Below are 23,341 nucleotides of genomic sequence, written 5' to 3'. Positions count from 1 at the left end.
TAGAGGCGCTATTTTACCGATGATTTTTGCTCAATGCGCGAATCCGTTAAAATCGTGGTTTTCCCCAGCCTTTCGGAGCACAAGAATATGACCAACGCCCACACGTCCGCCGCCACCAACGCAGCTGTCAACGCAGTCGAGCTCGAAGGCAAGGATCTGCCGGCCCACTGCCCTAACCCGGCCATGCCGCTGTGGTCGTCGCACCCGCGCGTGTTCCTGGAATTCAACCACGACGGCATCGCCAAGTGCCCATACTGCGGCACCGCCTACCGCCTGAAGCCGGGCACCGTCGTCGGCCACCACTAATCCCAGCCAGCCAGCGCGTCCCGGAGCCAGCATGCCCACCAAGCGAGTCAAGCAGTTGAACGGCAGTGCCGCAGAAACCGAAGCGGCTTTTTACGACGCGCTCAACCGCGCCGACCTGGACACGCTGATGTCGCTGTGGGCCGACGACGACGAGATCGTCTGCGTGCATCCGGGCGGGCCGCGCCTGATCGGGCATGCGGCGATCCGCACCTCGTGGGCGGCGATCCTGGAGCATGGCGGCCTGCACATCGTGCCGACGCAGCTACATGAAACCCACAATCTGATGAGCTCGGTGCACACCGTGGTCGAGGGCACGGCCGCCGGCGGCGAGGCCGCGCACCTGGTCGCCACCAACGTCTACGTCAAGACGCCGCGCGGCTGGCGCATCGTGCTGCACCACGCCTCGGTGGCGCCGGGACCGGCGCCGGCGGACAGCCACAGCCAGATCCTGCATTAAACCCGCACGGCGATCCACAGGGGTCGTACCCCGTACGGGGTACGACCCCGCCCTACCGGGGTAAAAGCTCGGCTCAATCAACGGACAGCAATGACATACTCGGCGCCCTTCTGGCTACCCACCGGCCACCTGCAAACCATCTACCCGGCCCTGTGCATCGCCAGGCCGGCGGTGCGGTTCCGGCGCGAGCGCTGGGAAGCGCCGGACGGCGATTTCGTCGATGTCGATTTCGTCGACGGCCAGCCGGGCCAGCCTTTCGTGGTGCTGTTCCACGGCCTCGAAGGCTCGTCCGACAGCCACTACGCGCGGGCGCTGATGGCGGCCGTGGCGGCGCGCGGCTGGTCGGGCGCGGTGCCGCATTTCCGCGGCTGCTCCGGCGAGCCCAACCGCGCGCCGCGCTTCTACCATTCCGGCGACGCCGCCGAGATCGACTGGATCCTACGCCGCCTGCATGCGCGCAGCAGCGGCAAGTTCTACGCCACCGGCGTCTCGCTGGGCGGCAACGCGCTGCTGCGCTGGCTGGGCGAGTCGCAGCACCAGGCCGACTTCGTCGACGCCGCCTGTTCGGTGTCGGCGCCGCTGGACCTGGCGCAGGGCGGCGTCTCGCTGTCGAGCGGCTTCAACATGCTCTACACGCGCATGTTCCTGCAAACGCTCAAGCCCAAGTGCGTGGCCAAGCTGCAGCAGTTCCCCGGCCTGTTCGACCTCGACGCGCTGCACGCCGCGCGCGACCTGTACGCCTTCGACAACGTGGTGACGGCGCCGCTGCACGGCTACCGCGACACCGACGATTACTGGGACCGCGCCAGCGCCAAGCACGTGCTGAACGACATCACCGTGCCGACGCTGGTGCTGAACGCGAAGAACGATCCCTTCCTGCCGGGCCGCCACCTGCCGCAACGTGCGGCGGCCAACGTGATATTGGACTATCCTGCCGAGGGCGGCCATGTGGGCTTTGCCGTCGGCGGCCTGCCGGGCAAGCTGCACTGGCTGCCGCAGCGCCTGCTCAACTTCATGACGGGCGCGACCGCCACCAACGACGCACTGGCAGAACAACATGGATGACATCGTCAAGCAAGCCCTGGCCAAATGGCCGAACGTGCCCTACTGCTACGGTTGGCTGGGACTGGATGCGCGCGGCCACTGGCGCATGCGCGACGAACGCGCCCAGCACCTGAACCTGCCGGGCGACAAATTGCAGCATGCGGCGCTGGTGGCCTTCATCGTCCGCAACTACGCGGCCGACGAGCGCGGCTGCTGGTATTTCCAGAACGGCCCGCAGCGCGTGTATGTGCAGCTGGAGGCCACGCCCTACATCGTCCGCACCGATCCGGCGCAGGGCTGGCTGCTGCACACGGGCGCGGCGCTGGGCACGGTCGAGGAAGTGGTGCTGACGGAGACGGGCGCGCTGGTCTTGCGCAGCGGCGGCGCGGTGGCGCAGCTGGACGACCGCGATTTCGCGCAGGTGCTGCATCGCCTGCAAATGGACGGCGCCGCCGTGGACGACGACGCCTTGCTGGCGTGGATGGATGGCGCCGCCGCCGGCGCGCTGACGCTGGACGGCGTGGCCGTGCAGCGCGTGGCGGCCGCCGAACTGCCGGCGCGCTACGGCTACGTCAGCGTACCTGCCGCCCCTTAGTCAGGCTGTCGGCATCCTGGCGCATGCGGTCGAAGCGGTTGGCCGGCGTCGTCTCTTCCGCGCTGTGGCGCATCTCCGCCTTGAACGCCGGGCGCGATTCCGCCTCGCGCAAATCCTTCTTGCCCTTCTCGCCCAGCTCCTCGCGGCGGCGGGCCTGCAACTCGCGCTCGCGCGCATCGATCACGGCCTGGTCGTAGAACGAGGCGTCGGGCGCCTTGCGCGCATAGCTCAGCTGGTCCAGCGCCGACAGCACGCCGCCCTGCAACACATACGATTCGGCCAGCGCGATATGCTGCAAGGCCAGCTTGCCCTGCTTGGAATAGGCTTGCGCCAGCAAATCGTAGGCGTCCGGGTCTTCGCGGTACAGCTGCACCTGGTCGCGCAGATAGGTGGCCGCCTGCTCCAGCTTGCCGGCCGCGATCAAGGCTTCGCCATATTGGTGGGCGATGCCGCGCGACAGCGGGAACTGCAGGTGCGCCGCCTCCGCCTCGGCCAGCGCCTTCTCTATCATGGCCTTGTCGTCCGGCTGCGCCAGCTTGATCTCGATCGACGTGCTGACGAAGATCGAATCCGGCGCCGGCCGCGGCGCCGCGCTGAAGGTGCCGGCGGCGGGCGGCTTGTCGAAGGTCGCGCGCGCCTTGTCGAGCCAGGCCTGGGCGTTGGCGGTCTCGCCTTTTTTCAGCGACAGGAAAGCCATGCCGTACTGGCCTGCCGTGACTTGCTGGCGATTCTCCTGTTTCATCTGGCTTTCAAAGAAAGTCCTGGCCTCGGCCAGGCCGTTGCTGCTGGAATCCTGCAGCACGCGCGCGCGCGAACGCACCAGGTAGAAGTCCAGGCTGTCCTGGCGCTGCTTGTACGGCTGCTCGCGGATGCGCGCCTGGATGTCGGCGATGCGCTCGGTGGTCAGCGGGTGGCTTTGCAGATAGGCCGGCACCAGGTCGCTGTAGTTGCGGGTGGCGGTCTGCATGCGCTGGAAGAAGGCCACCATGCCCGAGGTGTCATAGCCGGCCGCGCCCATGATCTGGAAGCCGATGCGGTCGGCTTCGCGCTCGGCGTCGCGGCCAAAGTTAAGTTGGCGCTGGATCGCCAGGCCCTGCCCGGCCGAGAACACGCCGAGGGCCGCGTCGCCGCCGGCCTTGGACGCCAGCGCGGCCAGGATCATCGCCGCCAGCGGGATCAGCGCGTCCTGCTTCTGCTGGCCGATGGAGCGGGCGATGTGGCGCTGCGCCACGTGGCCGATCTCGTGGCCCAGCACCGACGCCAGCTCCGATTCGGACTGCGCCGCCAGCAGCAGCGCCGAGTGCACGGCGATGAAGCCGCCGGGCAGTGCGAAGGCGTTCAGTTGCGGATCGCGCACGGCGAAGAAGAAGTAATCGAAATTGGCCTCGCCGCGCGCGCCTGGGCGGGCGGCGACCAGCGAGTTGCCGAAGTTGTTCAGGTATTCGAGGATGGGGCCGTCGTCGAGGAAATCGTGGTCGCGGCGGATATCGCGCATGATTTCCTCGCCCAGCTTGCGCTCCATCAGCGGCGACAAATCCTGGCGTTCGGTATCGCCGAGCGCGGGCAGGTTCGGGATTTTGGCGGGCGCGAGCACATCCTGGGCCATGGCCAGCGGCATGGCGACCAGCAGCGCGGCGGCGACTGCGCGCATGCGCAGGGAGCGGGGGGAACGTTTGGTATTCACGATGATATGATACCCGCAACTTGGGCGCTCACGCACGGCGTCCGCCGACGAATTATTTTGTTACGTTTTTCAGCCTGCCATGACCATCGAAAACTCCGCACCCGCCGACCACCTGACCCACTTCGACAGCGCCGGCCAGGCGCACATGGTCGACGTCGGCGCCAAGACGGAGACGCACCGCATCGCGCTGGCCAGCGGCACCATCCGCATGAAGCCGGAAACGCTGGCCATCATCACCGGCGGCACGGCCAAGAAAGGCGACGTACTGGGCATCGCGCGCATCGCCGCCATCATGGCGTCCAAGCGCACCAGCGACCTGGTGCCGCTGTGCCACCCGCTGGCCTTGACCCGGGTGACGGTGGATTTCGAGACCGATGTCGCCGCTTCAAGCGTGCACTGCAAGGCCCAGGTCGAGACCTACGGCAAGACCGGGGTGGAAATGGAGGCGCTGACGGCGGTGCAAGTCGGCCTGCTGACCGTGTACGACATGTGCAAGGCCGTAGACCGGGGCATGGTCATGACCGATATCCGGGTGATGGAGAAGCATGGCGGCAAGTCGGGGGATTGGAGCGTGACGAGCTAAGTTGCTGATCTGGCTAGGGAATTTCTCGTGGTTAGACTGCCAATAACCGGCACTGCTGATAGACCGTACCGACACCATGCGAGATTCAGCTTCTGGCAGTGGCAGTTTTAGTGCCGCTGGCTGTGGTTAAGTCAGCCCCTCGACCTTGCTAAAATTTTTAGATTTTTTAGCGCAGCGTTGATGCAGACTTAGTTACCTTAACATCAGACAGACCTTGGCTGCGTAAAAAAGCCTGCACCTTCTCCACAGTTTCCAAGCTGCTCGGACCAATTGTCACTTCACGTATAGCTTCTTTTGCTTTCTCTGGATATTCAAAATACGGAGTTATACCATACGCACCCATCCGCCATTTTCTCTTATCAAGAATTCCTTTTATCTCTTCTTTGTCGCCGGGACGCACAGGCTCAATGATACTTGGAGAATACATCAGCCTGTGCTCACGCTCGGCATCAAAGGCTGTGCTTTTAATTAGCTTACATGCTGTGAGCATGAATCGCGTAAGTGGATCACTCCCTTGCTCTTCTCCAGTTGGCGTAATGGCCCACATAGCACTACGTAGCATATCTGCATATTCCGCTACCTGTTCCGCTTTAACATAATTTACCCGCGCAAGCTCCACATCAGGAATGGAATTCGTATTACGTGGAACATTGATAGATCGAGTTTTAAAGTTGAAATCGACGTGGTTATCGCACAGCGAATAGGAGTCGAATCCGATGGAAATACCCTTCCCTCTACAACCATATGCTTGCCACTGATAAAGATCGTCATCATTTTCAGAAAAGCAAAGAGAATAACAATCAACATTCTCCATAGCATTCTTAATGACCGCTCTTTGATCTGTCAACTCACGATTACTATGAATGTCAGGATTGTTATCAATTGATTTGAGTATTGCTGGAAGAACCTTTTCACCAAAAAAACTCATCTCGCCCAAATCGTTCATTGAAAACACAGACGAAAGCCAAAGTATGTCTCTCTCAACAATAGATAAAAAAGCGTTTGTGTCGCAGTAATGATAAATGGTCGGCATGTTTAATCCGTGTGTAGTTTATCTGTAGCGTAACACAACGGCATAATCTGGCACCGCTGCAAACTCTGCCAAGGCCGCTGCTAGCGCTCCAGGGGCCGTTGTCGTTACAGTGCCAACGCAGTAGAAGCGCCCCTAAACATCCACGAAGTCAACGGCGTACCCACCATGTCCAGGGTGGACATCGTAGCGTTCATCAACTCGCCCAGTACGAAGGGCGGGCCTTTGACGGAACATTACGACTTTCTGAAGAAGGTTCGTGATGAAATTAATAATGCAGGGGAGAGCGGCATCTATATCGACAAACTGGGACGCGGGAAACCGTGCGACTACCTTGACGAAGAAGCAAGCACGCTGATGGCGATGTCCTACTGTAAGCAACTGGCACAGAATAAAAGACATTAGGGGGAGCATCGCCAAGCTGAAAGCATGGCACAAGAGCCAGCGCCATCCCACACCAGTACGCAAAGAGGTACAACCTCTGTGAGTTAGCCTCATGAAATGCGCTTACAGCTTTTCCTACAACTCTGCTACCCTAGATTCAGGACATTACAACAGATCAACTCAGCAACTTACAGTTGGAATGCTCTCGCCCGTGCGCAGGTTCAGCCCAATCCAGCACTGATATCCACGCCCTGTGCCCTTCAGGGTATAGGTGCAGTAGATGCCCCTCTTACGTCGCTCCCTGTCGCCCTTGTCTTGGCTGCATGTATCGCGAGAATCAGGACCAATCGAATCGAATAATTCCTTGGCCGCCTGACCTTCAAACGCCACAGTCATGCTCCGCTCGGTAGAGGTTGGCGCCTCCCGCTCCGCCAACTCACCAGAGTAAATCGTGTAGGTCGCGCGAAGCGCCTTCCACTCCCCGGACCACTCTGCGGCACAAGCCAGGGAAACGATCATGCCGCCGCCGGCGACGGCCAGCCAAATTAATTTTCTCATATTCAAGGGGCTATTAGTTGGACGTGAAAGTGGTCGTCGTGTTTGATCCGCTTCCTCACCACGGGTAGATTCGGTCCGTTGAAGTAGATCAGAATGACCGGGGAATAGATGCAAAATAGTTCTATCAGCCGCTGTGTTGCGTCGTGGTCGTACGCTTCATCCCACCATTTGCATGGCTCGTGCTTGCCGTCCTTACGGATAGGCCGTATGTCCACTTCCAGCCCGCTTCGATGCGTGGCATGGTCCTTGTGCTTCGGGCCGCCGGCAAGGCTAATGTCTCCGACCCCAAACTTCCGATCATCGATTAGCTGCCATTCCCTTTCGACCCACAGGATGGCGGTAAGCATTGTGGCGTTCGCATACTGGTAGGCGCCTTTGCTGGGTTTGCCATCAAGCCTGCCGTACACGTAGTAGCCGGCGTCTTCTGGCGCTTGAGGAACCATAAAGTAGCGCCGCGAGTCCAGCGGTTCTTGTTCTTGGTTCATGGTGGACCTCAGACAACTTTGTTGGCCGCTAAGTCCCAACCACCCGACGTATTGCCGCCGGCACCGCCGCCGATTTTCTGCTGCGTGTACTTGTGCTTGATCTTGGAGAACTTCAAAGCAAAACTGTCATGCAGGATATCGCCTTCATGGACCATTTGATTGATACTACCGATCAGTACGTTTTCCAATTCGACTTCGTAGTACCTGACACGCTCCCCCTGTCCATCAGCGCGCATGAACTCCAACTTCGCCTTGGCGATCGTTTTCCCAGCGGAGCAAAGTTGCATCAAAATCGGCGAGGAAAGATCGGCTAACTTGGTGAGCGCGATGCTGCGGTGCTCGCAGCGTTCGGCCGTATGGCCGCCAGCGGTCGATGACGTGGCGCTCTTGGGCTGTTCGACGCCCAAGTGGGCCGAGCTAATTTCGATCCAGCCCGTATGCGCGGAGTCCGTCGATTCGCCTTTGACTCCGTCAATTTGCAGATACACGTCGATTGCCATGGTTACTCTCCGTTGCGTAGATGACGGTGCAAGTATTGACGACTGCTGCATTGGTGGCATTGCGCCTTATCAGGCGCCGTCAAATACACAGTCCAGGACAGATACAGATCACAGCACGGTGATCTATAATTTACCGTCCAGCGGTTCACTCGGGAGGTCGCCATGCAACGTCGTTCAAAAACGCATGATCCAAACCCGGCCGTGCCCAACGCACCGGCGGCATCGGCCGATATCGCGGCGAAGTCTGATGCACGCAAAAACGCCATCGCTGCGGCCTTCGGAATCTTGAAAGACAAGGGCGTGTTCCCTGACAACGGATTGGACTATCAGCTAGAGATCAGGACAGAACAGGATTAGCTAGGCAATTTCCTGATTAACGCCCGAGAACAGCAAAGTCCATCTCCGTGGCCCTGCCCCCACTTGCTCAGAAATGCAACGTTTTTCAGCCTTGCATCGCCGCTAACGTGCTAGTCTGCGACCAATCAGCAACCTCGTGTATTGTCTGATTGTTACCTTTGCATGGCGCGTATATAATAAATGTTGCTGAAGTAATTTTTTGACGTAGGCCTCACCGTACCCGCCTCGCGCATACGAGAAAGAATTTGAATGAGCAGCAACCCTCCTCCACCGAGCGAAGCAAAGACTCAGGAATACGAATTCGAACAGATGAACCTGCAGGTGGGTGGCAGGATTCAGTTCATTACTCATCGCACCATCAAGCCTATCCAGCACTTCTCCACGCTGATCGGCTGGGTCAAAGACGAGTATATGATCGTCAAGGTTCCGTTCGAGAATGGCGCGCCGATCGCCCTCAATGACGGCGACAAGCTGACCATCCGCGTCTTCTCCGGCGTCAACGTCTGCTCATTCTCTTGCGTCGTGCAACGCGTGTTCCCACGGCCGCTGTTCTATGTCCACCTGTCGTTCCCGGTGTCGATCCAGGGCACCAGCTTGCGCGCGGCGATGCGGGTCAAGGTCGATATCCCGGCCCAGGTGACGTCGCCGGCCGGCACCACCTCGGTGTTCCTGGTGAACCTGAGCGTGTCCGGTGCGCTGATCGAGTCGGCCAAGAAACTGTCCGAGGACGAGGCCCAGGTCGGCCTGTCCTTCTACCTGATCGCCCAGCCCGGCAACCGCCAGGTGCGCATCAATCCGAACGCCACCATCCGCAACATCAACGTGGTCAAGCCGGCCACCAGCGACAAGGCCGAGGTCTTCACCTACGGCGTACAGTTCATCGACCTGGATCCGGTCCACTACACCATGCTGCAAAACCTGACCTACGAGGCGTTGATCGCCGATCGGCAAAAGATCGTCTGAAACGAAAAAACCGGCCGAAGCCGGTTTTTTTACGTCTGGCCCAACAGCATTATGGGGTGACGTTGTTTTTGGTCAGTGCTTGCGACGCTGCGGTGTTGGTGACGGTGGTGGTCACGTTCCAGGTTACGTTCGCTGCACCAGCGGCGATGGTCGGGGTGAAGGTCGCGGTTTTGCCGTCGATGTCTTTGCCGACGCCGGTGGCGAAGGTTTCAACGATCACGCCGTCGGTAACGGTGGCGCCGGAAACTTCCTTGGTCGGGGTGAAGGTCGGTACACCTTTGGCACCGGCGTTGCAGCCGGTCAGATCCCCTCCACCTTCCTGGGCGCACAGTGCCACCGCGGTCTTGATCGAGTCGATCGCGCCCTGGGCATTCGCCATCTTGGCTTTCACGGTGTAGTCGCTGTACGCCGGGATCGCCACAGCGGCCAGAATACCGATAATGGCAACCACGATCATCAGTTCGATCAGGGTGAAGCCGGCTTGTGCTTGTTTCTTCATCATTTTCATGGATTTCATTTTCGACTCCTGGGGGTGTGTTGAACATCAAAATTTGGTAGGACACTTAGCTATGAGCAATTGGTGTGCCACCCCATTTTTCGGGTCCAAACCCGCCAAATCTGCCAAAAACTGTCGCTTTTCGCCGCCCGGACTGCCGTTTTTTGTCAGTCGCGGCGCCGCAATTTGTCAGCCGTCCGGCGCGCTGACAAATATTGTCAGGCGATGCGGAAGGCCATGTGCGTGCCGCCCAGGTCGATCACGTCGCCATGGTTCAAGCGCTGCGGCTGCTTGCCGAGGGGGATGTCGTTGACCAGCGGCGCCTGCGCGCCCTCCTGGTGGGTGATGGTGTAGGCATCCGGGTGGCGATGGATCACCACCACCTGCACGCCGGCGCGGCCGAGCGTGGTCTGCGGCTTGGTCAGCGCCATTTGTTTTCCGGCATTGTTGCCGTTTAAGACTTCGATCTGCGCCAGCACGGGCGCCGCCGCCATCATCGGCCGCACGCCGTCGGCGATGAACTCGACCTGGAACTTGGCCATTTTGATCACGTCCTGGTGTTGCAGGAAGTGCTTGCCGATGCGATGGCCGTTGACGAAGGTGCCGTTGGTGCTGTGCAGGTCTTCCAGAAAAGAATCGTCGAGGATGGTGACGATGACCGCGTGGTCGCCGCTGACGGCCGGATGCGTCAGCACGATGTCGTTGCGCGGGTGACGGCCGATGGTCATCCGCTCCTTGCTCAGTTGTATTTGCTGTTCTAGCTGTCCGTCGCGCGAGATGAGGATCTTCGCCAAGTTATTCTCCAATGAAAAAGCCCCGTGTGGCCGTGCGACGATCTTGAGCGTCGCATGCACACACGGGGCTTTTTTTCCACATTCAAGCCGGCTGTTATTACAGCATGGCTTTCAGCAGACGCGCCATTTCGGACGGGTTTTTGGTGACGGTGATGCCGCAAGCTTCCATGATTTCCAGTTTGGCTTGTGCGGTGTCAGCGCCGCCGGAGATCAGCGCGCCGGCGTGGCCCATGCGCTTGCCCGGAGGAGCGGTTACACCGGCGATGAAGCCGACGACCGGTTTTTTCATGTTGTCTTTGATCCAGTAAGCCGCGTTGGCTTCGTCCGGACCACCGATTTCGCCGATCATGATGACCGCGTCGGTATCAGGATCGTCGTTGAACATCTTCATCACGTCGATGTGCTTCAGACCGTTGATCGGGTCGCCGCCGATGCCGACTGCCGACGATTGGCCCAGGCCCAGTGCGGTCAGCTGACCGACTGCTTCATAGGTCAGGGTGCCCGAACGGGACACCACGCCGATACGGCCCTTCTTGTGGATGTGGCCTGGCATGATGCCGATCTTGATTTCGTCAGGGGTGATCAGGCCTGGGCAGTTAGGGCCCAGCAGCAGGGTTTTCGAACCCGCTTTAGCCATGCGATCTTTCAAAGCCATCATGTCGCGGACAGGGATGCCTTCGGTGATGCAAATAGCCAGATCCATTTCAGCTTCGACAGCTTCCCAGATCGCGGCGGCCGCGCCTGCTGGCGGTACGTAGATGACCGACACGTTGGCGCCGGTTTCTTTTTTCGCTTCGGTAACGTTAGCGAAAATAGGAATGCCTTCGAAATCTTCGCCGGCTTTCTTCGGGTTCACGCCTGCAACGAAAGCAGCTTTGCCGTTCGCGTAGTCGCGGCAACCGCGGGTGTGGAATTGACCGGTTTTGCCGGTAATACCTTGGGTGACAACTTTGGTATCTTTATTGATCAGAATGGACATGTTGATTCCTTAATTAAGCTTGACCGGCAGCGGCGGCGACGACGCTCTTCGCTGCATCTTCCATGGTGTCGGCTGCGATGATAGGCAGACCGGAATCGGCCAGCATCTTCTTGCCCAGGTCTTCGTTGGTGCCCTTCATGCGCACCACCAGTGGCACGTTCAGCGACACGGCTTTGACCGCGGTGATCACGCCTTCGGCGATCACGTCGCAGCGCATGATGCCGCCGAAGATGTTCACCAGGATGGCTTTCAGGCCTGGGTTTTTCAGCATGATCTTGAACGCTTCGGTCACTTTCTCAGCCGTGGCGCCGCCGCCTACGTCCAGGAAGTTGGCTGGCTCGCCGCCGAACAGCTTGATGGTGTCCATGGTGGCCATGGCCAGGCCGGCGCCGTTCACCAGGCAGCCGATGTTGCCGTCCAGGGAGATGTAGGCCAGGTCGAATTTCGATGCTTCGACTTCGGCTGGATCTTCTTCGTCCAGATCGCGGTAAGCAACGATTTCAGGTTGACGGAACAGCGAGTTGGCGTCGAAGTTGAACTTGGCGTCCAGAGCGATGACCTTGCCCGAACCGGTCAGGATCAGCGGGTTGATTTCGGCCAGCGACGAGTCGGTTTCCCAGTAGGCTTTGTACAGGCCTTGCAGGTTGGCGACGGCGTCGGCGATCGAAGCTTCCGGCACACCGATCTTGGCGGCGATGCCAGCGGCTTCAGCGTCGGTCAGGCCGATCGATGGATCGATGGCGATCGAGTGCAGCAGTTCTGGGTGGGACTCGGCAACTTCTTCGATGTCCATACCGCCTTCGGAGGAAGCCATCAGCACAACGCGCTGCGATACGCGGTCCGTTACCAGCGATACGTACAGTTCTTTCTTGATGTCCGCGCCTTCTTCGATCAGCAGGCGGCGTACTTTCTGGCCTTCAGGGCCGGTCTGGTGCGTGACCAGCTGCATGCCCAGGATCTGCTCGGAGAATTCTTTAACTTGTTCCAGCGATTTGGCGACTTTAACGCCGCCGCCTTTACCACGGCCACCGGCGTGGATTTGTGCTTTCACAACCCAGACCGGACCGCCCAAGGTTTCAGCAGCTTTGACTGCTTCTTCAACGGACATGCACGGAATACCGCGCGGAACCGTCACTCCGAATTTTCGGAGGATTTCTTTGCCTTGATACTCATGGATTTTCATGCTGGCTTCCCTTCTGATGCTGATGTGTAAAAATCGGTTGATACTGCGAAATGTGTGAATCTAGTAAGCAGAGATTGCTACGCGCCACCTGGTGCTGCTTTGGCCACCCAGCGCGGGTAAAACTGCGCCACTGCCGCACCGTCGGTGCGCAGGGCATGGCATTTGTCGAGTTGAAACGGCTTGTGGCGCGGCACGCCGTCGTTTTCGGTCGCCGCGTCGTTGGTCGACCAGACATCGTTGGCGAACGCCTGCACCGCAGCCGTGGGCAGGATCTGCGCCAGTTCGGTCAAATGGGTGCAGCCGGAAATACCGGCCAGGCGTTGCTTGAGCTCGTGGCGGAACCCCTTCATCAGGTTCAGGCCGACCAGCTGTTTTTTGTAATCGGGGGCGATGGTGTCGCAGTGGCCGGGATAGGGAACGGCATCGGATGCGGCTTCGGCATCGACGATGGTCAGTTGCAGATCGACGGTCAAACGCAGGTGCAGGTCATGCAGGGGGGTGCCGGCGGCACGCGGGCCGGAGGCCAGCATGGTGTCGATGACTTTGATATCGGTGATATGGGCGTCAAGATCCCACAGCCCGTCATCGCGTGCGTACGCTTGGACGGCAATTGCGCGCGTGTGCCGGAGCGCACGTCGGGTAACTGGAGTTGACAGGGACATAAGACCGATGCCGCTCTCGCGGCAGAAATTTAGTAAGCAGCCATGTGCTGATCGCACGTGTCCGCAGCTTCTACGGACAACTACCGCACCTGCGGCGCTGCAAAAACCCCAAAAGTGTAGCACATCGGTGCCTCAAGTTGCGTCAGAACATAACTTTGAGCGCTGAAAATGGCGGCTTTATGAGTTTTTTGGCAAGAAATTCACCAGTCTTATTTCAGTCATGGAAACATTGCATGGTGCGGCGCGGCAAGGTTTCAGTCGTCTTCCGGGGCGCCCTTGAGCGCGGTCTGCACGGCGCGCTGGGAAAATCCCCGTTGCAGCAGGAAGCGCATCTGCTTGTTGCGCTCCTGTGGATCGGCGGCCACGGTGCCGAACTTGCGGTTCCAGACTTCGACGCAGCGCTCGGTCTCGCCTTCGGCCAGGCCGGCCTTCAATTCCTGCAGTTCCTCGCCCTTGATGCCGTGGCTTTGCAGCTCGGCGACGATGCGGCTGTTGCCGAAGCGGGCCGAACGGCGGTGGATCAGCGCTTCGGAGAAACGCTCCTGCGACAGCCAGTTGTTCTTTTCCAGCAGGTCGAGCAGGGCTTCGACGTCGTCGCCCTCTTCCGCGTAGCGCGCCAGCTTGCGGGCCAGCTCCATGCGGCTGTGCTCGCGCATCGACAAAAAGCGCAGCGCGCGTCCCTTCAGGCTGAGTTGTGGTGCTGCCATAAGAAACCTCTGCACAATGAGAAAACCACCGCTTGCACAGGCAAGGCGGTGGTTCGGGAGCCAGCGGACGCGCCGATTACGCGGCGTCGGCCTTGTCGCCCTTGTCCGCTTTATCAGCCTTGTCGACCGATTTCAGCTTGACGACGGTGTCGCCCTTGTCGCTGTTGAGCGGCGGCAGTGCGCGCACGCCCAGCGATTCGCGGACCTTGTTTTCGATTTCCCATGCCAGCTCAGGACGCTCTTGCAGGAAGATACGGGCGTTGTCCTTGCCCTGGCCGACGCGCTCGCCGTTGTAGCTGTACCAGGAACCGGATTTCTCGACGATCTTCGCTTCCACGCCCAGGTCCAGGATCTCGCCTTCGCGCGAGGTGCCGGCGCCGTACAGGATGTCGAAGTGCGCTTCCTTGAACGGCGGCGCGATCTTGTTCTTGACGACCTTGACCTTGGTTTCGTTGCCGATCACCTCGTCGCCCGACTTGATCGAGCCGGTGCGGCGGATGTCCAGGCGCACGGAGGCGTAGAACTTCAGCGCGTTGCCGCCGGTGGTGGTTTCCGGGCTGCCGAACATGACGCCGATCTTCATGCGGATCTGGTTGATGAAGATGACCAGGGTGTTGGTGCGGTTGATCGAACCGGTCAGCTTGCGCAGCGCCTGGGACATCAGGCGGGCTTGCAGGCCCGGCAGCGAATCGCCCATGTCGCCTTCGATCTCGGCGCGTGGCGTCAGCGCGGCGACGGAGTCGACCACGACCATGTCCACCGAACCGGAGCGCACCAGCGCGTCGCAGATTTCCAGTGCCTGTTCGCCGGTGTCCGGCTGCGAGATCAGCAGCTCGTGCAGGTTGACGCCCAGTTTCTGCGCGTAGCCGACGTCCAGCGCGTGTTCGGCGTCGATGAAGGCGCAGGTACCGCCCAGTTTTTGCATTTCCGCGATGGTTTGCAGCGTCAGCGTGGTTTTACCCGACGATTCCGGACCGTAGATTTCCACCACACGGCCGCGCGGCAGGCCGCCGACGCCCAGGGCGATATCCAGACCCAGCGAACCGGTCGACACGACCTGTACGTCCTCGATCGGCGTGTTGGCGTCCATGCGCATTACGGAGCCTTTGCCGAATTGCTTTTCAATCTGGGCCAGCGCGGCAGCCAGCGCCTTAGCCTTTTCAGATGCAGGTACAACAGCTTTTTTATCGTCCATAATGTTCTTTCAACCAGTAGGTGGGTGCAAATTCGTCGGTACAGGCAGCACTGTATAAAAAAACAGTGCTTAATGCAAGCACGATTTTTAAACAATTTTGAGATTGCACAAAAACTCGCCACCTTAAAGGAAATGAAACACAATACAAGCTTCTGCAGCCGGAGTGTCTTACATGCGTATTTTACTTGCCGAGGATGACAGCGTTCTGGCCGATGGCCTGACCCGCTCGCTGCGCCAGTCCGGTTATGCCATCGATTGCGTCAGCAACGGCCAGGAGGCCGATACCGCCCTCTCGACCCAGGAATTCGACCTGCTGATCCTGGACCTGGGCCTGCCCAAGCTGTCCGGGCTGGAAGTGCTGCGCCGGCTGCGCGCCCGCGCCTCGCTGCTGCCGGTGCTGATACTGACGGCGGCCGATTCGATCGAGCAGCGCGTCAACGGCCTCGACCTCGGCGCCGACGACTACATGGCCAAGCCCTTCGCGCTGTCCGAGCTGGAGGCGCGGGTGCGGGCGCTGACCCGGCGCGGCGCCGGCGGCGGCGCCACCGTGGTCAAGCACGGCCCGCTCAGCTACGACCAGGTCGGCCGCAGCGCCTACATCAACGAGCAGATGCTGGACTTGTCGGCGCGCGAGCTGGGCCTGCTGGAAATACTGCTGGCCCGGACCGGCCGCCTGGTCTCCAAGGAACAGCTGGTCGACCACCTGTGCGAATGGGGCGAGGAAGTGAGCAACAACGCGATCGAGGTCTATGTGCACCGGCTGCGCAAGAAGATCGAGGTCGGCGGCATCCGCATCGCCACCGTGCGCGGACTGGGCTACTGCCTGGAGAAATACGCGGACGCCGCCAAGTGATACCGCCGGCCGCACCGCAACCGCCGCCGGAACTGGCGCTGGACTACCAGCCGCCGGCGGCCGAGGCGGACGACGATATCCAGCACTCGCTGTTCGGCGAAATCCTCGACTGGATGCTGGCGCCGCTGCTGCTGCTGTGGCCGATGAGCATCGCCATCACCTACCTGGTCGCCAAGTCCATCGCCAACCAGCCCTTCGACCACGCGCTGGAAGACAGCGTCACCGTGCTGGCGCAGCAGGTGCATGCAGTGGACGGCAAGGTCATCAAGGGCCTGTCCGGCCCGGCCCGGGACATCCTGCGCGCCGACGATGTCGACAGCGTCTACTTCCAGATCCAGGGCCCGCGCGGCGAACACGTGGACGGCGACCGCGACCTGCCGCCGCCCGTCATCGACGAGGACGACAAGCCGCGCGCCAGCGTGCGCTTCCGCAACGACACCATGCACGGCACGCCGGTGCGCGTGGCCTACGCCTACGTGCGGCTGGAGCGCGCCGGCGGCGACGAGCCGCAGCTGGCGCTGGTGCAGGTGGCCGAGACGCTGGAAAAGCGCGGCCAGCTGGCCAACGCCATCATCAAGGGCGTGATCCTGCCGCAGTTCATCATCCTGCCCATCGTGCTGGCCCTGGTGTGGTTCGCGCTGGCGCGCGGACTGTCGCCGCTGGCGCAATTGCAGGAGCGGATACGCGCGCGCAGCTCGGACGACCTGAGCCCGATCGCCTCCAACCAGGTGCCGGAGGAAATCTCGCCACTGGTCAATTCGCTCAACGACATGCTGGCGCGGCTGTCGCTGTCGATCGACATGCAGAAGCGCTTCATCGCCGACGCCGCGCACCAGATGCGCACGCCGCTGGCGGGCATGCGCATGCAGTCCGAACTGGCGCTGCGCCAGACCGACAGCGGCGAGATCCACCGCTCGCTGGAACAGCTGGCCAAGAGTTCGGAAGCGGCCACCCGCCTGGTCAATCAATTGCTGGCCCTGGCCCGCGCCGAGAACCAGCCGCAGGCCGGCACCGCCATGCTGCCGCTGGACCTGTCGGAACTGGCGCGCAGCGCGGTGCAGGACTGGGTGCCGGCCTCGTTCGCCCAGCGCATCGACCTCGGCTACGAGGCGCCGGCCATGCCGGTGCAGATCGTCGGCAATCCGACCATGTTGCGCGAGCTGCTGTCGAACCTGATCGACAATGCGCTGCGCTACACGCCGGCCGGCGGCAGCGTGACCGTGCGGGTGCGCGCCGGCGACGAGCACAGCCTGCTGGAAGTCGAGGACACCGGGCCGGGCATCGCGCCGGCCGAGCGCACCCGGGTGTTCGAGCGCTTCTACCGCATCCTCGGCAACAGCGCCGAAGGCAGCGGCCTGGGCCTTGCCATCGTGCGCGAGATCGCCCAGCAGCACGGCGCCGAGGTCGACATCTACAACAACCCGCGCGCGCAGCAGGCCAAGCTGCCGGGCGCGCTGTTCCGGCTCAGCTTCCCGCTGCCGCCGCCAGCACCGGAAGACGAAAGCGAACCGCCCCACTATGGCTAAGCCTCCGCTCACCCGCGCCCAACACTGGCAAAAGACGCGCCGCCTGACCGCCATCCTGCTGCTGGCCTGGCTGGCCACCGGCTTCTGCGCCGCCTTCTTCGCGCGCGAGCTGACCGGCTTGAGCGTGTTCGGCTGGCCGCTGTCGTTCTACCTGGCGGCGCAGGGGGCGTCGCTGGTCTACCTCGCCATCCTGGCCATCTATGCGTGGCGCATGCGGCGGCTCGACCGCGCCGCCGCGCCCGCCACTCCAGGCCCGCCGGAGCGGCGCGCATGACCATCCAGCGCAGCTTCTTCCGCCGCCTGAGCAGCTACTACCTGCTGTTCACGGCCGGCTTCGCCTGCTTCCTGGTCGCGCTTGCCGTGCTGGAGCAGGAAGGCATGTCGCGCGTGTGGATCGGCTACCTGTTCATGTTCGCCACCATCGTGCTGTACGCGTCGATCGGCGTGCTGGGCCGCACCTCCAACGTGCTCGAATACTATATCGCCGGACGGCGGGTGCCGGCCATGTTCAACGGCATGGCCACCGCCGCCGACTGGATCTCCGCCGCCAGCTTCATCAGCCTGGCCGGCGGACTCTACCTGCACGGCTTCGACGGCCTGGCCTACATCATGGGCTGGACCGGCGGCTACTGCCTGGTGGCGCTGCTGATCGCGCCGTATCTGCGCAAGTTCAGCCAGTACACCATCCCCGACTTCCTGGCCGCCCGCTACGGCGGCGGCCACGGCGACAACCGCGGCGGTCGCGCCGTGCGCATCCTGGCGGTGGCCGCCACCATCATCGTCTCCTTCACCTACGTGGTGGCGCAGATCTATGCGGTCGGCCTGATCGCCTCGCGCTTCACCGGCGTCGATTTCTCGGTCGGCATCTTCCTCGGCCTGGCCAGCATCCTGGTGTGCTCCTTCCTCGGCGGCATGCGCGCCATCACCTGGACCCAGGTCGCGCAATACATCATCATCCTGGTGGCCTTCCTGATGCCGGCGGTCTGGCTGTCCGGCAAGCACAGCGACAACCCCATCCCGCAGGTCGCCTACGGCAAGCTGCTGCCCAAGCTCAGCGCGCGCGAGCAGGTGCTGCAAAACGATCCGCGCGAGGCCGAGGTGCGCGCCATCTTCCGTCAGCGCGCCGCCGACTATGAGGTGCGCATCCGCCAGCTGCCGGCGTCGTGGGAGGCAGGCCGCATCGAGGTCCAGCGCAAGCTCGACAGCGTCAAGCTGCGCAACGCCTCGCTGCTCGACATCCGCAACGCCGAGCGGGCATTGATCGCCTATCCGAAAAACGCCGACGAGGCGGCGCGCAGCTGGGCCGAGGCGCGCGCGCAAAACCTGGCGCGGGCCGAGCCGATCACGCCGCACGCCACGCCCTACCCGGGCGACCAGGAAAGCTCGGACATCAAGCGCAACAACTTCCTGGCGCTGGTGTTCTGCCTGATGCTGGGCACGGCCGCGCTGCCGCACATCCTGATGCGCTCCTACACCACGCCGTCGGTGCACGAGACCCGCGTGTCGGTGTTCTGGACGCTGTTCTTCATCCTGCTGATCTACCTGACCATTCCGGCGCTGGCGGTGCTGGTCAAATACGACATCTACAGCGCGCTGGTCGGCAGCGACTATGCCCACCTGCCCAACTGGGTGTCGTACTGGGCCAATGTGGACAAGCTCAATCCGCTGTTCAGCATCAGCGACATCAACCACGACGGCGTGGTGCAGCTGGCCGAGATCACCATCGACGCCGACGTGCTGGTGCTGGCCACGCCGGAGATCGCCGGCCTGCCCTACGTGGTGTCCGGCCTGGTGGCGGCGGGCGGCCTGGCCGCCGCGCTGTCGACCGCGGACGGCCTGCTGCTGGCGATCTCCAACGCGCTGTCGCACGACGTCTACTACAAGATCGTCGACCGCGCCGCCTCGACCCAGAAGCGGGTGACGATCTCCAAGCTGCTGCTGCTGGGCGTGGCCTTCATCGCCGCCTACGCGGCCTCGCAAAAGCCGGGCGACATCCTGTCGCTGGTGGGCGCGGCCTTCTCGCTGGCGGCCTCGACGCTGTTCCCGGCGCTGGTGCTGGGCGTGTTCTGGAAGCGCGCCAACTACCAGGGCGCGCTGGCCGGCATGACGGCCGGCTTCACCGTCTGCCTGTACTACATGCTGCACACCAATCCCATCCTGGGCGGCAGCGCGGCCGGGCAATGGCTGCACATCGCGCCCATGTCGGCCGGCATCTTCGGCGTGCCGGCCGGGCTGCTGACGATGATCGCGGTCAGCCTGCTGACGCCGGCGCCGGACCAGCAGACCGGCGCGATGGTCGACTACATCCGCGCGCCGGAACTTTAAGATACACAGCGAGTGTGGCGGATTTAACAACTTGATGCTATTGTCCGGTGACACGCCACTCCGACTCCACCTATGACACTCCGCACCCTCCTGCTACTGGCCTGCGCCCTCGGCCAGGCATGCTCCACCGCCCAGGCGGCCGACGCGCCGCCGGCCCGGCCCAAGGTCGAAGACTTCTTCAGCAACCCCGAGTTCAGCGGGGCGTTGCTGTCGCCCAGCGGCAAATACCTGGCCGTCAAAGTCGGCGCCAAGGACCAGCGCGACCGCCTGGCCGTGGTCGAGCTGGGCCCGAACACGGTCAAGGTGGTGGGCAACTTCAGCGACGCCGACATCGGCAAGTTCCAGTGGATCAGCGACCAGCGCCTGGCCTTCACCGCCGCCGACCGCACGCTGGCCCAGGGCGACCAGCGCTACGCGCCCGGCCTGTACGCGATCAACCGCGACGGCACCGGCTTCCGCCAGCTGGCGATGCGCAACGGCACGCCCTTCATCACCAGCGGCTTCAGCGGCATACAGACACGCGACCTGCTGCCGTGGCACACGTATATGCTGGACCAGGATGGAGCGCAGGATTCCGAATCCATGTATGTGCTCAACAGCAGCATCAGCGGCCCCGGCCAGGTGGACTATGTCGACCTGCAGCGCATCAACACCGTGACCGGCCGCGTGGCGGCCACCATCGCCCGCCCCGGCGCGAGCATGGGCTGGCTGCTGGATAACAAGGGCGAGCCGCGCCTGACGATGACCTCGAAAGACCGCACCAGCGAGATCCACTACCGCGATCCGGCCAACAATGAATGGCGCCGGCTGACCGCGTTCGACAGCTACACCGGCGGCAAGGGCGCCTTCACGCCGCTGGCGTTCGGCCCGGACGGCACGCTGTACATCGTCATCAACCGCAAGAGCAACATCGCCTCGGTGCACAGCTACGATTTCGCCACCAACAAGATTTCCGACGATCCGGTGGTGACGCTGGACGGCTACGACTTCAACGGCCACCTGATCATGGACCAGCACAAGATACTCGGCGTGCGCTACCTGACCGACGCCGCCGGCACCGTCTGGTTCGACGCGGCGATGAAGGCGATGCAGGACAAGATAGACGGCATGCTGCCCAACACCATCAACCTGCTGACGCCGCCGACGCGGCCGGAAGCGCCGTGGGTGCTGGTCACGTCCTTCAGCGACGTGTGGCCGTCGCGCACCTTCCTGTACAACCGCGACACCATGCAGCTGAGCGCGGTCGGCGCCAGCCACCCGACCATCAACCCGACGCAGATGGCGCACAGGACCATGGTGCGCTACAAGGCGCGCGACGGCCTGGAGATCCCGGCCTGGCTGACCGTGCCGCAAGGCGGCGGCAAGAACCTGCCGATGGTGGTGCTGGTGCACGGCGGCCCCTACGTCCGCGGCGGCAACCTGGCGTGGGATCCGGAGGCGCAGTTCCTGGCCTCGCGCGGCTACGCCGTGCTGGAACCGGAATACCGCGGCAGCAAGGGCTTCGGCGCGCGCCACTACCTGGCCGGCTGGAAGCAATGGGGCTTGAAGATGCAGGACGATATCGCCGACGGCACGCGCTGGGCCATCGCGCAGGGCACGGCCGATCCCAAGCGCATCTGCATCGCCGGCGCCAGCTACGGCGGCTATGCCACGCTGATGGGCTTGATCAACGATCCGGGCCTGTACCAGTGCGGCATCGACTGGCTGGGCGTCACCGACATCAACCTGCTGCACGACGGCCACTGGGCCTATACATCGGACATGTCGGACGGCTGGCGCCAGTACGGCATGGCGGAGATGGTCGGCGATCCGGTCAAGGATGCGGAGCAGCTGAAAGCCACCTCGCCGCTGCTGCAGGCGGCGCGCATCAAGCAGCCGCTGCTGCTGGCCTACGGCGGCGCCGACATGCGCGTGCCGCTGCCGCATGGCACCAAGTTCTACAAGGCGGTCAAGCAGACCAATCCCAACGTCGAATGGATAGAGTATCCGGACGAAGGCCACGGCTGGGCGCTGCCCAAGACCCGCTACGACTTCTGGAACCGGGTCGAGAAATTCCTCGACAAGAATATCGGTGCGCGCTGAAAGTCGCGCTATAGTCTCGTTGCAGCAAACCGGTACAACCAACACGGAGGAGCGCGCATGTCGTCGGGAAAAATTCTGGTCGCACAGGGAGGCGGTCCGACCGCCGTCATCAACCAGTCGCTGGCGGGCGTGGTGTTGGAAGCGCGCCGCTTCCGCGACGTCAGCCGCGTCTACGGCGCGCTGCACGGCGTGCGCGGCATCATCAACGAAGACCTGGTCGACCTGACCCGCGAGACCAGCCACAACCTAGAGCTGGTGGCGGCCACGCCATCGTCGGCGCTGGGCTCCACGCGCGACAAGCCGGACCTGCCGTATTGCGAAGAGATCTTCAAGGTGCTGCGGGCGCATGAGATCGAGCAGTTCTACTACATCGGCGGCAACGATTCATCGGACACGGTGCGCATCGTCAGCGAGCAGGCGCAGCAGGCCGGCTACCCGCTGCGCTGCATCCACATCCCCAAGACCATAGACAACGACCTGGTCGGCAGCGACCACACACCGGGCTTCCCCTCGGCCGCGCGCTTTGTCGCGCAAGCGTTCGCCGGCGCCAACCTGGACAACGCCGCGCTGCCGGGCGTGTACGTGGGCGTGGTGATGGGCCGCCACGCCGGCTTCCTGACGGCCGCCGCCGCGCTGGGCAAGAAGTTCCCGGACGACGGCCCGCACCTGATCTACCTGCCGGAGCGGGTGTTCTCGCTGGAGCAGTTCCTGGTCGACGTCAAAGCCACCTATGCGCGCTATGGCCGCTGCGTGATCGCCGTGTCCGAGGGCATCCATGACGCGTCGGGCGAGCCTATCGCCAGCCTGCTGGCCAAGGAAGTCGAGCGCGACGCGCACGGCAATGTGCAGCTGTCGGGCACCGGCGCGCTGGCCGATTTGCTGTGCGACGAGATCAAGGCCAAGCTGGGCATCAAGCGCGTGCGCGGCGACACCTTCGGCTATCTGCAACGGTCGTTTATCGGCTGCGTGTCGGACGTGGACCAGCGCGAGGCGCGCGAAGTCGGCGAGAAGGCGGTGCAGTTCGCCATGTGGGGCGGGCGCGACGGCTCGGTGGCGATCAAGCGCACCGGTTTCTATTCGGTCGACTACGAGTTGATGGCCTTGTCCGACGTGGCCGGCAAGACGCGCGTGATGGAGGACGAGTTCATCAGCGCCAGCGGCACCGATGTGACCGACGCCTTCCGCATGTACCTGCGGCCGCTCCTGGGTTCCGGCATGCCCGACGCCTTCCGCTTAAGGCCGGCGCCGGTGGAGAAGATCCTGAAGAAACCGCGCGGATAACTAGGCTGCAGCCACTCAGGCCGCATCTGCTTTGACAGGAAAAACGAAAGGTCGCACTGTTGCAGTGTCGACCTTTTTTCTTGCCTGCATCAGACTATGCGCAACCTGCATGTCCATCCACGACATTGCCGACCGATCGAACACCAGTTCAAGCCGCACCGCCATTTCCGCCGTCAGCTCGATTTCTTCAGCAAGCAATCCTTGCACTGCCTTCAATGGCAGCCCCAGGCGGTCAGCTAGCTCTTGAGGACTAATTTTGTGGGGTTCGACATAGGACAGAAGAAGATATTCCCCTGGGTGCATAGTCATCAT

The 23,341-nt window shown here is 62.4% G+C and carries 27 protein-coding genes; 14 read left to right on the top strand and 13 right to left on the bottom strand.

Annotated features, from left to right (window positions below):
* Positions 1 to 87: 87 nt before the first annotated feature.
* From DUGA2_RS18840 to DUGA2_RS18825, 4 genes are all read left to right on the top strand, one after another.
* Complete coding sequence (locus DUGA2_RS18840; protein WP_008452514.1) at positions 88 to 306, top strand: zinc-finger domain-containing protein; 219 nt, start codon at positions 88 to 90, stop codon at positions 304 to 306.
* Between the two features lie 31 nt (positions 307 to 337).
* Positions 338 to 763 carry a nuclear transport factor 2 family protein gene (locus DUGA2_RS18835; RefSeq protein WP_070271016.1) on the top strand — a complete coding sequence of 142 codons (426 nt, stop codon included), beginning with the start codon at positions 338 to 340 and terminating at the stop codon, positions 761 to 763.
* Positions 764 to 853: 90 nt separating this feature from the next.
* A complete protein-coding gene (locus DUGA2_RS18830; RefSeq protein ID WP_070271015.1) occupies positions 854 to 1,828 on the top strand; it encodes a YheT family hydrolase in 975 nt (324 codons plus the stop codon).
* On the top strand, positions 1,821 to 2,402 hold the full coding sequence (locus DUGA2_RS18825) for a DUF2946 family protein (protein WP_070271014.1): 582 nt from the start codon (positions 1,821 to 1,823) through the stop codon (positions 2,400 to 2,402). Before DUGA2_RS18830 ends, DUGA2_RS18825 begins: the two co-directional genes overlap by 8 nt.
* Here the strand turns inward: DUGA2_RS18825 and DUGA2_RS18820 are convergent.
* Entirely contained in the window at positions 2,380 to 4,053 is a 1,674-nt protein-coding gene (locus tag DUGA2_RS18820; RefSeq protein WP_070271013.1) for a M48 family metalloprotease, read from the bottom strand. The genes DUGA2_RS18825 and DUGA2_RS18820 overlap by 23 nt on opposite strands.
* A gap of 112 nt (positions 4,054 to 4,165) precedes the next feature.
* Between DUGA2_RS18820 and moaC the strand changes: the two genes are divergently transcribed.
* Positions 4,166 to 4,669 (top strand): cyclic pyranopterin monophosphate synthase MoaC, encoded by a 504-nt coding sequence (moaC, locus tag DUGA2_RS18815; RefSeq protein ID WP_070271012.1) that lies wholly within the window; start codon positions 4,166 to 4,168, stop codon positions 4,667 to 4,669.
* A gap of 166 nt (positions 4,670 to 4,835) precedes the next feature.
* On the opposite strand, the gene DUGA2_RS32805 is transcribed toward moaC, so the two are convergent.
* A complete protein-coding gene (locus DUGA2_RS32805; RefSeq protein ID WP_083296373.1) occupies positions 4,836 to 5,702 on the bottom strand; it encodes a DUF2971 domain-containing protein in 867 nt (288 codons plus the stop codon).
* A 165-nt stretch (positions 5,703 to 5,867) separates the two neighbouring features.
* Here DUGA2_RS32805 and DUGA2_RS18810 point away from each other — a divergent pair, with 165 nt between their 5' ends.
* Complete coding sequence (locus DUGA2_RS18810; RefSeq protein WP_070271011.1) at positions 5,868 to 6,104, top strand: hypothetical protein; 237 nt, start codon at positions 5,868 to 5,870, stop codon at positions 6,102 to 6,104.
* Positions 6,105 to 6,263: 159 nt separating this feature from the next.
* Here DUGA2_RS18810 and DUGA2_RS18805 read toward each other — a convergent pair whose 3' ends face one another.
* The 3 genes from DUGA2_RS18805 to DUGA2_RS18795 are packed head-to-tail and all read right to left on the bottom strand — an operon-like array spanning position 6,264 to position 7,626.
* A complete protein-coding gene (locus DUGA2_RS18805; protein ID WP_229214725.1) occupies positions 6,264 to 6,641 on the bottom strand; it encodes a hypothetical protein in 378 nt (125 codons plus the stop codon).
* Between the two features lie 2 nt (positions 6,642 to 6,643).
* Positions 6,644 to 7,126, bottom strand: coding sequence for a penicillin-insensitive murein endopeptidase (locus tag DUGA2_RS18800; protein ID WP_070271010.1), 483 nt, complete (start codon positions 7,124 to 7,126; stop codon positions 6,644 to 6,646).
* Between the two features lie 8 nt (positions 7,127 to 7,134).
* Complete coding sequence (locus tag DUGA2_RS18795) at positions 7,135 to 7,626, bottom strand: type VI secretion system tube protein Hcp (RefSeq protein ID WP_070271009.1); 492 nt, start codon at positions 7,624 to 7,626, stop codon at positions 7,135 to 7,137.
* A gap of 162 nt (positions 7,627 to 7,788) precedes the next feature.
* Here DUGA2_RS18795 and DUGA2_RS33625 point away from each other — a divergent pair, with 162 nt between their 5' ends.
* The gene (locus DUGA2_RS33625) at positions 7,789 to 7,983 is read left to right on the top strand and encodes a hypothetical protein (RefSeq protein ID WP_141753316.1); all 195 of its coding nucleotides are present in this window, start codon (positions 7,789 to 7,791) and stop codon (positions 7,981 to 7,983) included.
* Between the two features lie 249 nt (positions 7,984 to 8,232).
* Positions 8,233 to 8,946, top strand: coding sequence for a flagellar brake protein (locus DUGA2_RS18790; RefSeq protein WP_008452526.1), 714 nt, complete (start codon positions 8,233 to 8,235; stop codon positions 8,944 to 8,946).
* Between the two features lie 49 nt (positions 8,947 to 8,995).
* Here the strand turns inward: DUGA2_RS18790 and DUGA2_RS18785 are convergent, their stop codons facing one another.
* From DUGA2_RS18785 to recA, 7 genes are all read right to left on the bottom strand, one after another.
* On the bottom strand, positions 8,996 to 9,463 hold the full coding sequence (locus DUGA2_RS18785; protein WP_008452528.1) for a pilin: 468 nt from the start codon (positions 9,461 to 9,463) through the stop codon (positions 8,996 to 8,998).
* Between the two features lie 197 nt (positions 9,464 to 9,660).
* The gene (locus tag DUGA2_RS18780) at positions 9,661 to 10,236 is read right to left on the bottom strand and encodes an FHA domain-containing protein (protein ID WP_070271008.1); all 576 of its coding nucleotides are present in this window, start codon (positions 10,234 to 10,236) and stop codon (positions 9,661 to 9,663) included.
* A gap of 97 nt (positions 10,237 to 10,333) precedes the next feature.
* On the bottom strand, positions 10,334 to 11,215 hold the full coding sequence (gene sucD / locus DUGA2_RS18775; RefSeq protein ID WP_008452531.1) for a succinate--CoA ligase subunit alpha: 882 nt from the start codon (positions 11,213 to 11,215) through the stop codon (positions 10,334 to 10,336).
* Positions 11,216 to 11,228: 13 nt separating this feature from the next.
* Positions 11,229 to 12,398 carry an ADP-forming succinate--CoA ligase subunit beta gene (gene sucC, locus DUGA2_RS18770; protein ID WP_070271007.1) on the bottom strand — a complete coding sequence of 390 codons (1,170 nt, stop codon included), beginning with the start codon at positions 12,396 to 12,398 and terminating at the stop codon, positions 11,229 to 11,231.
* 77 nt (positions 12,399 to 12,475) lie between these two features.
* On the bottom strand, positions 12,476 to 13,060 hold the full coding sequence (locus DUGA2_RS18765) for a DUF2889 domain-containing protein (protein ID WP_070271006.1): 585 nt from the start codon (positions 13,058 to 13,060) through the stop codon (positions 12,476 to 12,478).
* A 254-nt stretch (positions 13,061 to 13,314) separates the two neighbouring features.
* Complete coding sequence (recX, locus tag DUGA2_RS18760) at positions 13,315 to 13,767, bottom strand: recombination regulator RecX (RefSeq protein ID WP_070271005.1); 453 nt, start codon at positions 13,765 to 13,767, stop codon at positions 13,315 to 13,317.
* 76 nt (positions 13,768 to 13,843) lie between these two features.
* Positions 13,844 to 14,962: a recombinase RecA gene (gene recA, locus DUGA2_RS18755; RefSeq protein ID WP_070271004.1), complete on the bottom strand. Its 1,119-nt coding sequence runs from the start codon at positions 14,960 to 14,962 to the stop codon at positions 13,844 to 13,846.
* A gap of 172 nt (positions 14,963 to 15,134) precedes the next feature.
* On the opposite strand from recA, the gene DUGA2_RS18750 reads away from it, so the two are divergent.
* The 6 genes from DUGA2_RS18750 to DUGA2_RS18725 all read left to right on the top strand — a co-directional run bounded on the left by DUGA2_RS18750 (position 15,135) and on the right by DUGA2_RS18725 (position 23,029).
* Positions 15,135 to 15,815: a response regulator transcription factor gene (locus DUGA2_RS18750; protein ID WP_070271003.1), complete on the top strand. Its 681-nt coding sequence runs from the start codon at positions 15,135 to 15,137 to the stop codon at positions 15,813 to 15,815.
* The gene (locus DUGA2_RS18745; protein WP_070271002.1) at positions 15,812 to 17,341 is read left to right on the top strand and encodes a sensor histidine kinase; all 1,530 of its coding nucleotides are present in this window, start codon (positions 15,812 to 15,814) and stop codon (positions 17,339 to 17,341) included. Before DUGA2_RS18750 ends, DUGA2_RS18745 begins: the two co-directional genes overlap by 4 nt.
* The gene (locus DUGA2_RS18740) at positions 17,334 to 17,615 is read left to right on the top strand and encodes a DUF4212 domain-containing protein (RefSeq protein ID WP_070271001.1); all 282 of its coding nucleotides are present in this window, start codon (positions 17,334 to 17,336) and stop codon (positions 17,613 to 17,615) included. The genes DUGA2_RS18745 and DUGA2_RS18740 overlap by 8 nt, the downstream gene beginning before the upstream one ends.
* On the top strand, positions 17,612 to 19,666 hold the full coding sequence (locus DUGA2_RS18735) for a sodium:solute symporter family protein (RefSeq protein ID WP_070271000.1): 2,055 nt from the start codon (positions 17,612 to 17,614) through the stop codon (positions 19,664 to 19,666). The genes DUGA2_RS18740 and DUGA2_RS18735 overlap by 4 nt, the downstream gene beginning before the upstream one ends.
* A 72-nt stretch (positions 19,667 to 19,738) precedes the next feature.
* Positions 19,739 to 21,748 carry a S9 family peptidase gene (locus DUGA2_RS18730; protein WP_070270999.1) on the top strand — a complete coding sequence of 670 codons (2,010 nt, stop codon included), beginning with the start codon at positions 19,739 to 19,741 and terminating at the stop codon, positions 21,746 to 21,748.
* A 57-nt stretch (positions 21,749 to 21,805) separates the two neighbouring features.
* Positions 21,806 to 23,029, top strand: coding sequence for a 6-phosphofructokinase (locus DUGA2_RS18725; RefSeq protein WP_070270998.1), 1,224 nt, complete (start codon positions 21,806 to 21,808; stop codon positions 23,027 to 23,029).
* Positions 23,030 to 23,044: 15 nt separating this feature from the next.
* Here DUGA2_RS18725 and DUGA2_RS18720 read toward each other — a convergent pair whose 3' ends face one another.
* Positions 23,045 to 23,341, bottom strand: a complete 297-nt coding sequence (locus tag DUGA2_RS18720) for a HigA family addiction module antitoxin (protein WP_141753315.1) — start codon at positions 23,339 to 23,341, stop codon at positions 23,045 to 23,047.

Source organism: Duganella sp. HH101 (assembly GCF_001758795.1).
In the GTDB taxonomy this organism is placed as follows: Bacteria; Pseudomonadota; Gammaproteobacteria; order Burkholderiales; family Burkholderiaceae_D; genus Rugamonas; species Rugamonas rivuli.
This window is presented reverse-complemented; position numbering and strand designations above follow the sequence as displayed.